The organism is Porphyromonas bobii (assembly GCF_943169685.1).
GTDB lineage: Bacteria > Bacteroidota > Bacteroidia > Bacteroidales > Porphyromonadaceae > Porphyromonas > Porphyromonas pasteri.
Window position 1 is genome coordinate 148,214 of the sequence record NZ_CALPBU010000001.1, and the last position, 13,781, is coordinate 161,994.

General features: G+C 57.5%; 11 protein-coding genes. 3 read left to right on the forward strand and 8 right to left on the reverse strand.

Annotation, left to right across the window (positions count from 1 at the left end):
• The first annotated feature begins 16 nt into the window (after positions 1 to 16).
• Both mazG and KO088_RS00675 read left to right on the forward strand, forming a co-directional pair.
• On the forward strand, positions 17 to 811 hold the full coding sequence (gene mazG, locus KO088_RS00670) for a nucleoside triphosphate pyrophosphohydrolase (protein WP_215492888.1): 795 nt from the start codon (positions 17 to 19) through the stop codon (positions 809 to 811).
• Between the two features lie 172 nt (positions 812 to 983).
• Positions 984 to 1,346, forward strand: coding sequence for a glycosyltransferase (locus KO088_RS00675; protein WP_251419738.1), 363 nt, complete (start codon positions 984 to 986; stop codon positions 1,344 to 1,346).
• A 195-nt stretch (positions 1,347 to 1,541) separates the two neighbouring features.
• On the opposite strand, the gene KO088_RS00680 is transcribed toward KO088_RS00675, so the two are convergent.
• The 8 genes from KO088_RS00680 to KO088_RS00715 all read right to left on the reverse strand — a co-directional run bounded on the left by KO088_RS00680 (position 1,542) and on the right by KO088_RS00715 (position 9,878).
• The gene (locus tag KO088_RS00680) at positions 1,542 to 2,234 is read right to left on the reverse strand and encodes an aminotransferase class IV (RefSeq protein ID WP_215492891.1); all 693 of its coding nucleotides are present in this window, start codon (positions 2,232 to 2,234) and stop codon (positions 1,542 to 1,544) included.
• Entirely contained in the window at positions 2,204 to 3,199 is a 996-nt protein-coding gene (locus KO088_RS00685) for an aminodeoxychorismate synthase component I (protein ID WP_215492892.1), read from the reverse strand. The genes KO088_RS00680 and KO088_RS00685 overlap by 31 nt, the downstream gene beginning before the upstream one ends.
• Before the next feature lie 20 nt (positions 3,200 to 3,219).
• Complete coding sequence (locus KO088_RS00690) at positions 3,220 to 4,071, reverse strand: CvfB family protein (protein ID WP_215492893.1); 852 nt, start codon at positions 4,069 to 4,071, stop codon at positions 3,220 to 3,222.
• A 6-nt stretch (positions 4,072 to 4,077) separates the two neighbouring features.
• Entirely contained in the window at positions 4,078 to 5,376 is a 1,299-nt protein-coding gene (locus tag KO088_RS00695; protein ID WP_215492894.1) for a PDZ domain-containing protein, read from the reverse strand.
• A gap of 31 nt (positions 5,377 to 5,407) precedes the next feature.
• On the reverse strand, positions 5,408 to 5,902 hold the full coding sequence (locus KO088_RS00700) for a CinA family protein (protein WP_215492895.1): 495 nt from the start codon (positions 5,900 to 5,902) through the stop codon (positions 5,408 to 5,410).
• Between the two features lie 15 nt (positions 5,903 to 5,917).
• Positions 5,918 to 6,943, reverse strand: a complete 1,026-nt coding sequence (tsaD, locus tag KO088_RS00705) for a tRNA (adenosine(37)-N6)-threonylcarbamoyltransferase complex transferase subunit TsaD (protein ID WP_215492896.1) — start codon at positions 6,941 to 6,943, stop codon at positions 5,918 to 5,920.
• 61 nt (positions 6,944 to 7,004) lie between these two features.
• Entirely contained in the window at positions 7,005 to 8,807 is a 1,803-nt protein-coding gene (locus KO088_RS00710; protein WP_251419692.1) for a glycoside hydrolase family 32 protein, read from the reverse strand.
• A 108-nt stretch (positions 8,808 to 8,915) separates the two neighbouring features.
• Positions 8,916 to 9,878: an NAD(P)-dependent oxidoreductase gene (locus tag KO088_RS00715; RefSeq protein ID WP_215492898.1), complete on the reverse strand. Its 963-nt coding sequence runs from the start codon at positions 9,876 to 9,878 to the stop codon at positions 8,916 to 8,918.
• Positions 9,879 to 10,648: 770 nt separating this feature from the next.
• Between KO088_RS00715 and secDF the strand changes: the two genes are divergently transcribed.
• Complete coding sequence (gene secDF / locus KO088_RS00720) at positions 10,649 to 13,582, forward strand: protein translocase subunit SecDF (RefSeq protein WP_215492899.1); 2,934 nt, start codon at positions 10,649 to 10,651, stop codon at positions 13,580 to 13,582.
• Positions 13,583 to 13,781 lie beyond the last annotated feature (199 nt).

A 13,781-nucleotide genomic window follows, 5' to 3' on the forward strand; every position in this document is an offset into this window, starting at 1 on the left:
CTCACCTCAAACGAATATGCTACATAGTAGAGAAGAGAAGCTGGCGGCTATGAACCGTCTCCTCGATGTCATGGAGCGCCTGCGTAAGGACTGCCCTTGGGATCGTGAGCAGACGACCGAGAGCCTCCGTACCAATACCCTCGAAGAGGTCTATGAGCTCTCCGATGCGATCCTCTCGGGGCGCCCCGAGGAGATCAAGAAAGAGCTGGGCGATGTGCTCCTGCACATTGTCTTCTATAGCACCATCGGCGAGGAGCAGGGTACCTTTGACCTCTGCGATGTGGCCAATGCCCTTTGCGATAAGCTCATCTACCGCCACCCGCATGTCTATGGCGAGGCGGTAGCAGCTTCTGCTGGGGCTGTCGTGGAGCGCTGGGAGGAACTGAAGCAGCAAGAGAAAGGCGGGAATAAGACCGTCCTCTCGGGTGTCCCTGCCTCCCTGCCCACCCTCATCAAGGCCTACCGTATACAGGACAAGGCACGCGGAGTGGGCTTCGACTGGGAGCAGCCCGAGGATGTCTGGACGAAGGTCGACGAGGAGCTTCGTGAGCTTCGCGAGGCGATCACCTCTGGCTCTGCGGAAGACTCCGAAGCTGAGCTGGGTGACTTCCTCTTCAGCGTCATCAACGTCGCACGCAAGTACGGCATCAATCCTGACAATGCGCTTGAGCGAACGAATGCCAAGTTCATCCGTCGCTTCCGCTATGTCGAGGCGAAGGCGAAGGAGGCTGGCCGCTCCCTGCGAGATATGACCCTCGCTGAGATGGATGCCCTCTGGGACGAGGCCAAGCGCCTGGAGTCTCAGCCTTAGTTCGCCGCTTACTCCGACTCTCTTGCCTCTCCGGCAATATATGTTAGGCCTACCTGCCCTCAGCCCGCCTCTCCGAAGTGCGAGTAGGGTAGGTAGGCCTAATCCCTTATAGATACGTCCACTACATGACACAGATCGTGCGTGGATCGAGTCGACACCCGTGGGCGCTGATGTGGCCTTCGTCGGGGAAACGCCCGAGGCAATGTCTTATATTTCGGGGACGGATGTGTATGTCTTGCCAAGCTGGCGTGACGCTTCGCCCCGTGTGGTGCGCAAAGCTATGTCGCTCTCGCTCCCGACTATCGTGAGCGATATCCCTGGGAGCCGTGATCTCATTCTCCCTGGGCAAACGGGTCTCTTAGCTCCTGCACAAGATGCAAAGGCGCTCTACGAAGCCATCCGTTGGATGCTCACGCATCTCGAGGAGCGACGAGCCATGGGGCGACAGGGGCGTGAGCGCATCGCTCGTGACTTCAGTCCTGCCGCTTATACGGGGCTTTTCGCTCGTCTTTTCCGTTCGCTCGCCTCGTCATAGACTCTCCGTCCGCATGGCGTCAAATTTTCGTGCGCACGGAAATTTATTTCTGTGCGCACAAAAAAATATTTTCATGCGCACGAAAATTTCCCGCCTTCCGCACAGCGCTCTGATGCCCTACCCATAGGGTATAATTTTCCTCGTCTCACAGCCGAATTTTCGTGCTGAGGGGCGAGGATTTTTGTAGGCAAAAAATCAGTCTTGGAGGGCTTTGGGGGGAAGGCGGAGGGCTTCCTCGAGAGGAAGGAGCGCGTTGATGAGGAGGATGGCCTTCGCCTTGGAGCGGAGCGTGCTGAGGGTAAGGTCGTCGGCTTCGGCGATAAGCCCTGTTCGCAGCAGGGCTTCGCGCTGAGTACCCTTGAGGAGCGGGTGAGTGGGGGTGAGGTAACCTGCTTCGGTCTCGATGAGAACGTTGGTGTAGCTGGTATCGGTGATGGTGCCGTCGGGGCGCACGAATAGCGGCTCTTCGTTGTCGGCAAGCTCGGCCTTCATCCGGTCGAAGAAACTTCGGTCAGCGTACTTATAGCTGTACTCGAAGCCTTCGGGGAGGAGGATGGGGCGCAGTGCACGTATTGTTCGCTTGCAGTAGGGGACGAGGCGGATGGCAGAGATCCCTGCGAGGCTGTACTCGAGCGTGAGGCGGTAGGTCGCAGCGGGGAGGATTTGTTGCCCCGTGAGGTAAGTCTCGACTTCTCGCCAAGGGTAGGTGCTAAGGAGACTTTGTAGAAAGGTACTTCCGGTATCCGCCCCCTGCTCTCGGAGGGTGCGAAGCATGCGTTCCCGATGGAGCTCACCAGCGATGAGCTCTCCACCACGGAGCATAAAGGTCTCGATGAAGCTCAGTGAGGCGGTGTCCGCTACTGGGGGATGTAGATCTTCTGCAGGCATTCGCGGTATTCGTCTTCTGTGACGCTATTGATAGTGATGCCACCGCCCGAGCGGTAGAAGTGTGCTCCCGAAGCATCCTCCTCGACAAAGCGGATGAGGACGGCAGAGTCCAGGCTTGCGCCATCGAAGTAACCGCAGACACCTGTGTAGAAGCCACGAGGATAGCCTTCTGCCTCTTGGATGAGCGCGACAGTTCGCTCCTTTGGCGCCCCGCTGATGGAGCCTGCGGGGAGGAGCTGGAGGATGAGGTCGCCTAATCGGAGCCCTTTGCTGCGGTCGACGCTTCCGACGACTTCGGAGCTCATCTGCAGCAGCGATCCAGAGGAGGTGTGGAGCTCGGTGAGGTACTTGAAGCGGCGGACGTGCACGCCCTCGGATACGCGGCTCAGGTCGTTGCGCATCAGGTCGACGATGGTATGGTGCTCGCAGCCCTCTTTGTAGTCCGCTCGGAGCTTCTCGGCTGCATCGGGGATGCGGGCGTCGATGGTGCCCTTCATCGGGTGTGTGGCGAGTTTCTCCCCTTGGAGCTTCACGAAGCATTCGGGGGAGAAGGACACGAAGCGCCCAGGGAGGAGGACGCGGTAGGTCGCCTCGGAGGAGAGGTAGATATCCGCTAAGCTCGCTTCGGTCTCGATGGGCGTGCGAATCGTGAGATTCGTGAGGAAGCTATCTCCCCGCATCAGCCCTCGGTGGATGATGTCGAAGCGCTCAGCATAGCGCTCGGGGGCTTCGGGCAAAGGGGTGAGCGTGAGCTTACCCTTCGAGCCGATGGGATCGGGTGTCTTCGCCGTGGGGAAATCGAAGAAAAGCGAGCCGTCGTGGTGCTGCAGTGGCTCGAGGACGAAGATGCCCTCCTGCAGCTCGAAGTCTAAGATAAAGAAGAAGGGCTGCCCTCTGTGCGATGCTTCGTTCATCGCCTCGAGGGTAGCCCATACTTGCTCAGTGGGTTGGAAGGGAGTGTACATTACGTGGGGAGGGAAGGGCGCTACTTCTTGCGAACTTCTGTCGGTGCGAGCGTGACGAGCCCCGCCTTATAGAGTGAGCCAAGGACCATCTTGAAGGTCTTCTTGCTCATACCCGTGAGGCGCATGACGTCCTCTGCAGGGCTCTTGTCGCCAATGGGTAGACGCCCGTGGTGCTTCTCGAGGATCATGAGGAGGCGTGCCTGCTCGCCGTCGACCTTCTGATAGCCCACGGGGACGAAGGAGAGGTCAACCTTATTATCCTCTTCGCGGAGGCGGATGATGTAGGCTTCGATGCGCTCACCGCGCTGAAGCATACGTGGTGCCGTGTCGCTGTAGAGTAGTCCCCAGTGCTTGTCCTCGATGACGCAGCGGTAGCCGAGCTCGTGCTGCTCGGTGACGATGCAGCTGACCTTCGACCCTGGAGCGTAGTCGGCTGGCATTGTGTCGAGGTGCTTGGAGAGGCGTGCTGAGCCGACGATCTTTCCGCTTAGGGCATCGATGTAGAGGTAGACGATATAGCTATATCCCTCCTGCATCTTCGTTGACTGCTCGCGGAAGGGGACGAAGAGGTCCTTATGGATGCCCCACTCGAGGAAGGCTCCCGCATCGGTCACAGAGGAGCAGCGGAGATAGGCTACTTCCCCGACCTGAGCTAAGGGCGTGAGGGTCGTCGCTATGAGGCGCCCTTCGTTGTCGTGATAGACGAAGACAGAGACCATATCGCCCTCCTTAGCTCCCTCGGGGAGGTAGCGTAGGGGAAGGAGGATGTCTTGGATGCCTCCGTCGAGGTAGGCGCCTATCGATACGAGGCGCAGGATGGGGAGTGACTGGATGCGACCGAGCTGATAGGTCGAGAGTGGTGCGGGCTGCATAGGGCGTTATTGGGGGATGAAGACCGTTTCGTCGCGGAGGACGGGTGCGAGGTTGAGCGTGTAGGTCTCGCCGTGACGTTCGATCTCGAAGATGAGCTCGGTCTGCTCGGTCTCATCGATGTAGGGGCGGAAGAAGAATAGGTAGCTGAAGACGCTGGCGTACTTATCCTTCTCCAGTGCCTTGCGGATGCTCCCGTAGTCGCTGCTCTTCCATGGAGCTTGCTCGGGGCGCACAGCCTCAGCCGAACGGTAACGGTAGGTCTCGTCAAGGAAGTTGCGGTAGCGTGACGAGAGTTCTCTGACAGTCGTGGGGCTGAGGGGCTTGCCGTTGATGCGAAGTACCTTATCACCGACACGTAGACCTGCAGTGAAGGCAGGCGACCCTTCCTCTACATCGACGATGCGGCTGAGGTCACGGCTGTCATAGAGGATACCCGTATAGAGGTAGCGGCTCGTCTCCTCAGTATAGTTTGCCTGAGATGCTGCGAGGTAGGGGAAGCTTTGGAGCATTACAGGGATGGCCTGACGAGCATAGAGGTGTGCTTCCTTCGTGCCCTTAGGTAGGCTGCTTGTGCCGCTCCAGAGCGTCTGATTGGGCTTGCTGGGTGAAGTGACCTGTAGGGTGAGGAGTGCTCCTCCCCCAGCTTCACTACGCGAGCACTCAAGGATGAGATCGGGGCTGTTGGCTTGCTGCGTCAGCCCGCGTGCCTCTAAGAGTCCCGCGATCTGTCCGTAGACGATATCATAGAGGTCGCGATGCTCTCCTTCAGAAGGAGCGAAGGCAAAGGTCTTGGCCTGTGACCAGTCGAAGGGTGCGCTGGACTCGAAAGAGAATGAGAGGGTGTGCTGCTGCTTCGCTTGGTCCATAGGGCTGTAGCCGCTGAAGGCTGTAGCCAGTTCACGCTCGGTGAGGGCATAGGGTGCCTTGCAGCTGGGACGAAGAATGCGAGCCGTAGTGCCAGAGCCAATGCGCACGATCGTCAGGAGATGCTCTTCTACGGGGCGAGCAAGGAGCTCGCTGATCTGCTGCTTCGTGAGGCCTGTGGTGGGTACCCCGTCGATTTGGGTAATGAGGTCTCCAGGGAAGAAGCCTCCGACAGCTGCAGGGCCAAAGGGCTGGACTGCTGTAAGCACGGGGATACTCTTGCTCTTAGTTCCCTCGCCGAGCACCTTATAGTGCAGGCCGATACGGCATACATTCTCGCTGGACTGCGCCAGTAGAGGAGATGATGAGAGCGAAGGAAGCAGAAGTAGGGTGAGTGCTGTCCCCAGCGAACGAAGGCAGTGGTAGGGCTTACGCATCATGAGAGCGGTCTATATGTGGCGAGATATATCGTTAGGGATGAGCTTCGAGGAGCTGTAGAGTGAGGTGCAGGGCCTCTTGGATCGCTTGGGAGATGTTCTCCTCACGGCTCCCTGATAGGTGTAGGGTGGTCGAATTGACGACGGGTCCTCTTGGCCCTTCGAAGACGACGGCGATGCAGATCGTACCTACAGGATGTGCAGCATCACCACCCGTAGGGCCAGCGACCCCCGTCGTGGCGATAGCTACCTCGGCTTGGAGTTGCTCCATAGCTCCAAGAGCCATAGCGCAGGCGACCTCTTCACTGACGACGTGATAGGTCTCAATGAGCTCGGGTGGCACGCCGAGGAGGGAGGTCTTGAGGTCGGACTGATAGGTGATGATACCCCCTTGGAGATAAGCCGATGAGCCCGAGTGACTACCCAAGGTGGAGGCAACGCCTCCGAGGGTGCAGCTCTCAGCCGTGGCGATATGGAGCCCTCGCTGTAGGAGGAGCTCAGTGAGTGAAGTGAGATGACTCTGATCCATAGATGTTGTCTCGGGCTACATGGTGACGCGGGCGAAGGGTACGGCGTCGAGCTCGGTACGCTTGCCGTCGATGAAGCTGAAGTAGCCGTTCATCGCGACCATCGCAGCATTGTCGGTGGTGTAGGCGAACTTCGGGATGAAGACCTTCCAGCCATAGCGACGAGCGTGATCGTGGAAGGCATCACGCAGACCCGTATTGGCCGACACGCCACCAGCGACAGCGACCTGACGGATGCCTAAGTCCTTGGCTGCTTGGCGGAGCTTCTTCATCAGGATGTCGATGACGGTAGCTTGGAGGGAGGCACAGAGGTCGGCCTTACGCTCCTCGATGAAGTTGGGATTCTTCTCCAGTTCATCACGGAGGGTATAGAGAAAGGAGGTCTTGAGCCCGCTGAAGCTATAGTCGTAGCCTGGGACGTTGGGCTTGCTAAAGGCAAAAGCCTTCGGATTGCCCTCATTGGCAAGGCGGTTGACGACAGGGCCACCAGGGTAACCCAGCCCCATGACTTTCGCACACTTGTCGAAGGCTTCGCCCGCTGCATCGTCGATGGTCTGCCCGATGATCTCCATATCGGAGGCCGAGCGCACGAGGATGATCTGAGAGTTGCCGCCTGAGACGAGGAGGCAGAGGAAGGGGAACTCAGGGCTCTGATGCTCCTCGCCCTCCTCCTCGATGAAGTGCGCCAGCACGTGCGCATGGAGATGGTTGACCTCTACCATGGGGATACCGAGCGAGAGGGAGAGCCCCTTGGCAAAGTTCGTCCCGACAAGCAGAGAGCCTAAGAGCCCAGGGCCTCGTGTGAAGGCGATGGCGTCGAGGTCTTGTGCTGTGATGCCAGCGCGGCGGATGGCTTCGCTGACGACGGGGACGATGTTCTGTTCGTGGGCACGTGAGGCCAGCTCAGGTACGACACCGCCGTATGCGGTGTGGACGGCTTGTGAGGCGATGACATTGCTCAGGAGCTTCTGCCCTACGAGGACGGCTGCTGAGGTGTCGTCGCACGAACTCTCGATCCCTAATATGATGGGTTCATGATCCATGATGATCTATCGGATAGTCTGTCTATTTATACCTTATTAATGCGGCACAAAAGTACGAAAACTATAGTCCCAGTCGGTAGAGCTTCGCTGAGTGGAGCTGGGTAGCGCCACCATTGCTATAGAGGCGAAGGGTCGAGTAGGGCTTGCGGGGGAAGATGAGGTTCGTCATCGCGATGCGTCCGCCTTGGACAAAGAGCTCGGCCATACTGCGGTCTACAAAGAGGCGGAGCTTATAGGTCTTCCCTGTGCAAAGACTGAGGGGAGCCCATGTGGCGATAGCGAAGTCGTTCTGATAGTTCACCCCATCACGGTCGCGCCAGTCATTGCTCTCGCGGTCGTGAGGCGTCGCCTTCGTGCCGAAGTCTATGAGTCCGCTCTTGGTGCGGTCCATAGTGATGCGCTCCTTCTCTAAGTCAAGGTAGATGGGGAGCTCATCGCCAAGCTCATTGCTGAGGACGAGGCCTACACGAGTCGTCTTCGCTGCTGGGGTCAGCTCGAGCTCGAGCTCAAAGCTATCCTCAAGTCCCTTGAGCGCATCGAGGAGGCGTACCTCTTCGCCGATACTCTGGGGAAGGCTGAGACTGACCTGCTCCTTGCGCAGGGCTTCGACCTCCTTTGAAGGGCGGGCCCCTACATAGCTTGTGCCGTCCTTCGTGAAGAGGAAGAGATCACGAGGTAGGCCGTTCATGCCTCGTGTCTGCTTGAAGGGGGTGACGTTGGCGTACTGCCAGTTGCTCACCCAGGGGATGCCGATGGTGCGGGCGCCTGTGTTGTGGAAGGTAACCAGCGCATAGTGGTCCTTCCCGAAGTCCAGCCAGTGGGCGATCTCGGGCGCCGTCTCGGGGACGAACTCCTTGCCATCGAAGGTGCCGACGAAGTACTCGGTAGCACTGCCACCGAAGGCACAGCCCGGATTGATGTTGACGATCATCACCCACTTCTCCTTACCCGTCGTCTCATCGGTGAGCTGGAAGAAGTCGGGGCACTCAAACTGGTTGGGGCGTGCTCCGTAGCCTTCGCCGAAGGCACTCACGTAGTCCCACTTCTTCAGATCCTGAGAGCGGTAGAAGCGCATCTCCTTGTCAGCTGAGACGATCATGTACCAGCTCTTCTCGGGAGTGTACCAGAAGACCTTGGGGTCACGGAAGTCCGAGACGCCATCGAAGGGCGTGAGAATGGGGTTGCCAGCGTACTTCGTGAAGGTCTTCCCATTGTCGAGGCTGTAGGCCAAGCACTGGGCTTGCCACTGCTTCCCCGCATGCGTATTGTGAGCCGTGTAGTAGGCGAGGATGGCATCCTTGCCGAAGCCCGCTGTCCCTTGCTTGTCGAGGATGGCGTTCCCCGAGAAGATGTGCCCGAGGGTGTCGCGTGCTAAGGCGAGATCGTGGTGCTCCCAGTGAATGAGGTCGCGTGAGGAGCTGTGCCCCCAGTACATATTGCCCCACTTCAAGCCATAGGGATTGTACTGATAGTAGAGATGGTAGACGCCGTCCTTGTAGATCATGCCGTTGGGGTCGTTCATCCAGCCATAGGTAGGGCTGTGATGATAGGCAGGGCGATAATAGTCCTTGGCGGAGGTGTCGAAGGTATCGGCGAGCTGAATCTTCTCATAGCTAATCGCCGTCCTATCAAGACCGATGATCTCTACCGTCGCAGGACTCTTGCCTTCGGGCAAGGCGAGGGGGACGTAGTAGTCGATGCTATCGACGGCCAGACGGATGTCGAGCCACGTATCCTCGGGGCGGTCGCCTACGAGGCGTACCTGCACCTCGGGCTGACTCTCTTCGATGGGGAGAAGGAGGTAGCGCTGTGGGCTATTGATCTCAATGCGGGTCAGCGTGTCGTTGGGGTGGAGTATCTCCATAGTGGGTGAGTTGGATTTCTTTGAGCAGCTGATGCTGAGGGCAAGCAGCCGCGAGTAGAGCGGTAAGCTTACGTTATATAATAATGTATAGAGGCAAGGGTGGGGAGACTACGCGACGCGATTGAGGTCAGTACGTCCAGCGAGGAAGCGCACGACATTCTCCAGCATCTCCGCATTCATATCTCGTCGGGCGTCAGCCGTTTGGGTCCCTGTGTGTGGGGTCATACACACGTTGTCGAGGGTGCAGAGCGTGGGGTGGGGGTTGTCCTGGTTCTCGAAGACGTCCAGCCCTGCCGCTGCGATGTAGCCCGTCTGAAGTGCCTTCACGAGGGCCTCTTCGTCGACGACGGCACCACGGGCGGTATTGATGAAGATAGCGGTAGGCTTCATCAGTGCCAGCTCCCGCTCTCCGATGAAGTGGTGCGTCTCTGAGCTGTAGGGCGTGTGAATCGAGATGAAGTCGGAGTTGAAGAGTAGCTCATCCAGCGGGGCATAGGTAATACCTTGGCGAGCCTCCTCGTCTGCACTCAGTGGGGTGCGCTTGTAGTAGAGGATCTTCATACCGAAGGCGCGAGCGCGCTCAGCGACGGCTGAAGCGATACGTCCGTAGCCGATGAGCCCCAGCGTCTTGCTTGCAAGGTGCATGCCGAGGTAGCCCATGCGGCCGATGGTCGGACGCTTGCCAGGTGTCTGGCGGATGAGGCGGTCAAGTTCGCTGACACGGCGAGCACAGTCGAGCATGAGTGCCAGAGTAAGCTCCGTCGTCGGGATGATCACCGCCTGAGGCGTATTGGTCACGACGATACGGTGGGCGCGAGCGTAGTCGATATCGATGTTGTTGAAGCCGACGCCGAAGTTGGCTATGAGGCGGAGCTTCGACCCATGCTGCAGGAGTTCGGCTCGTGCTGGGTAGTCGAAGGAGGTACAGAGGACGTCAGCCTCGGGAAGGAGCTGACATAGCTCTTCGTGGGTGAAGTCCCGTCCATGTGGGGGGCGGATGACTTCGTGCTCAGCGCCGATCTTCTCAAAGCCTTCGTCGACCGTGTCGAAGGCCACCAATATCTTAGCCATAATCTTAGTGCGATGTAGGGAGGTAAATACTCCCACTAAGGTACGGAATAAGCAGGATATAAGAGCCTTTTGCGCAAGGGGTGCTTTATCGTGCGTATTCCTCTTATCCAGCGGAGGGAAAAGTGTCCTTCTCGTGAAGAATAAAGCGCCTTCACGTAGTGGTTTTCCTGCATCTACGCACGTAGTCTTAAAGACCAGGCACGTAAATCCAAATATCCACGTACGTAGATTTATCGTCCACGTACGTAGCCCGAACTTATCTGCCACTCGTCCACAACTTTTATCCATACGCGGAGCAACAACCTGATATAGGTCGGCGTGATGACCTATATAGGTTCACCCAGTGATCAATATAGGCTGCCGTTACCTTCCCATAGAGAAGGCAACTCGGATGTTGTGGAGGTATGGCGCCTGCTCTTATATTGAGGTGCTTGTGGGGCTCCGCCTCTTGATCCTCCTTCAGCGCCTGTGAGCGTGTCGGCTCTTGAGGAAAGAGGTGGCGTGTCTAACTGACAGTATATCAGCTGTGGTGTGTTGATCAGGGGGGACTTGATACCTTCCCTTTAGCAGGAGATTTGGCTGTGTGGAAGGGTAAGGATGGGGTATGATGCAGCCCTCTTTTGCTCCCTTCCCCGTACGATACTACGGCGGGGAAACGTAACGTGAAGGTGCTAAGTGGCGGATATTACGGAAAAATCGGCTATTTTTGTGGGCATATTGTGCCCTATAACAAAGGAAATAAGATACAATCAATTAAGTAATACAACACGATGCAAAACAAAGGATTTGTGACTTTCGTCACAGTGAGCTTGGCTTTGATCTGTGCGTTTTACCTGTCCTTCTCGCTCATTACTAACCACTACGATGGTAAGGCGGAGAAGATGGGCGAAGTCGCAGGGAAGGCTTATCTCGACTCCATGGCTAACGAGAAGGTGTTCCTCGGATACACCCTCAAGGAAGCTCGCAAGCAACAGATCGGCCTGGGGCTCGACCTCAAGGGCGGGATGAACGTTATCCTCAAGCTTAATGCTGGTGACCTCGTCAAGAGCCTCGCAGGCAACACCGATGACCCCAATTTCCAGAAGGCCATCCAGGCTGCTTCGAAGAGCACTTCACAGGGCAACTACATCGATCAGTTCGTAGCCGAGTATAAGAAGCTCTCCCCAGGGGTAAACCTTGCGGTCGTCTTCGGCTCGGGAGACCTACGTGACCAGATCAATCCCTCTACCACGGAGGATAAGGTCATCGAGCTCCTGAAGGAGAAGTACAACAGCGCTGTCGAAGCCTCATTCAATGTCCTGAGTACGCGTATCGACCGCTTCGGTGTCGTCGCTCCTAACCTCCAGCGTCTCGAGGGTCAGGGCCGTATCCTCGTCGAGCTCCCTGGTGTCAAGGATCCTGAGCGTGTACGCGAACTTTTGCAGCGTAGTGCTAACCTCCAGTTCTGGCGCACCTATACCTTTGATGAAGTAGCTAACGATCTGGCTGGCCTCAGCGATCGTCTGCTCGCTCTCGGTGCTCCAGCTGCTCGCCCCATCCCCGTAGCTGCTGACTCGGTAGCCGCTAATGACAGCACGGCTCACGATAGCGCTGCTCTCGTAGCTCCTGCTCCTGCCGCAGCTCCTTCGCAGCTCGCTTCTATTGATACCCTCGCTAAGTACCTCCAGCTCGGAGGCCGTGGCGGTGCTACCGTCGGTCTCGCTCAGGACCGCGATCGCAACAAGATCGACTCGCTCCTGGCGCTGGCTACTGAATATCACCTCCTGCCTGAGGACCTCACCCTGCTCTGGGGTGCTAAGCCCATCCAGGATCCCAAGACGCGTAAGCTCACCAATATCTATGAGCTGTACGCTATCCGCACGAACCGCTCGATGAAGCCCGACCTCTCGGGGGACGTCGTCACTTCGGCTAAGGCTGACGTTGACCACAACCGCCTTGGTAGCGCTGAGCCTCAGGTCTCTATGTCTATGAATCAGGAAGGTGCTCAGATCTGGGCTCGCCTGACGAAGGAAAGCATCGGCCGCTCTATCGCTATCGTCCTCGACGGTGTCGTCTACTCTGCGCCTAACGTCAACAACGAGATCACTGGTGGTAACTCCTCTATCATGGGGAACTTCACCATCGAAGAAGCGAATGACCTGGCAAACGTACTGAACTCTGGTAAGATGGAGACGAGCGTCGTCATCGAGCAGGAGAACGTCGTCGGTCCTACCCTCGGTAAGGCTTCTATCCAGGCTGGTATCATCTCCTTCGCCATTGCACTTGTCCTCCTGATGGTCTACATGTGCCTGGCTTATGGCTTCATCCCTGGTATGATCGCCAACCTCGCACTCATCGTCAACAGCTTCTTCACGCTCGGTATCCTCGCTTCGTTCAACGCCGTCCTCACCCTCTCGGGTATTGCCGGTCTTGTCCTCACGCTCGGTATGGCGGTCGACGCGAACGTGCTTATCAATGAGCGTATCAAGGAAGAGCTGCGCAACGGCAAGGGTATGACCCGCGCTATCGCCGACGGTTATGGCAATGCCTTCAGCGCTATCTTCGACTCGAACCTCACGACGATCATCACCGGTGTCGTCCTCTTCTACTTCGGTGCAGGACCTATCCGTGGCTTCGCTACGACCCTGATCATCGGTCTTATCTCCTCCTTCATCACGGCGGTCTTCCTCACCCGTATGGTCTTCGAAGCTCTGGACAAGCGCCACAAGCTCGACAACGTGACCTACACGACGGCGATGACGAAGAACCTCCTCGTGAACCCCACGTACAACTTCCTCGGGGCTCGCATGAAGGGTTACCTCCTGCCCATCGTCCTCATCATCGCTGGTCTTGTCGGCTTCTTCACGGTCGGTCTGAACAACGGTATCGAGTTCTCGGGTGGTCGTAACTACATCATCAAGTTCGACCAGAAGGTCGACAACCAGCAGGTCCGCGAGAAGCTCGCTCCTCAGCTCGATCAGAAGCTCGTCCTCACCGCTATCGGTACCGAGGGTGACCAGATCCGCGTGTCTACGAACTACCTCATCGAAGACTCCGGCGAGGCTGTCGAAGATCAGATCAAGGATAAGCTCTATCAGGGTCTGAATAGCTTCTACAAGACGAAGCCCTCAAAGGCTGACTTCGATAGCTACATCGTCAGCTCGCAGAAGGTAAGCGCCAGCATGTCTAACGACATCAAGACGCAGGCCCTCATCGCAGTCGGCCTCTCGCTCCTCTTCATGGCGATCTACATCCTCATCCGCTTCCGCAATGTCGCCTTCTCTATCGGTGCCTTTGCTTCGGTCACGGTGACGACGCTGATGATCATCGCCATCTACGTCCTTCTCTGGAAGGTCATGCCCTTCACCATGGAGGTCGACCAGAACTTCATCGCGGCGCTTCTGGCGATCATCGGTTACGCCATCAATGACGTCGTGATCGTCTTCGACCGTATCCGCGAAGAAGTGGGCAACCATCCTCAGGCTGACCGCTTCCAGGTCATCAACGGCGCTCTGAACTCTACGCTCTCTCGTACGCTGAATACGTCCTTCACGACGCTGCTCGTGATGCTGATCGTCTTCGCCTTCGGCGGTGCTACGATGCGTAGCTTCACCTTCGCCATCCTCCTGGGTGTCGTCTTCGGTACGTACTGCACGCTCTTCGTCGCTACGCCTATCGCTTACGAAGTCGCTAAGCGTCGTAGCCTCAAGGCAGCTGCCAAGTAATCGCCACTCCCATTCATAGGCAAGGGCCCCGGCTGGTATCCAGTCGGGGCCCTTCTTTTGTCCGAAGGCGGAGCATCCTGCCTCGGCAGGGAGAAGCATTTTCCTGCGGAGGAAAAATATCTTCCCTGCGGAGGGAAATTTATCGCCGTGCGCACGGCGGTAAATTTCTATGCGCACAAAAAAATATTTTCGTGCGCAC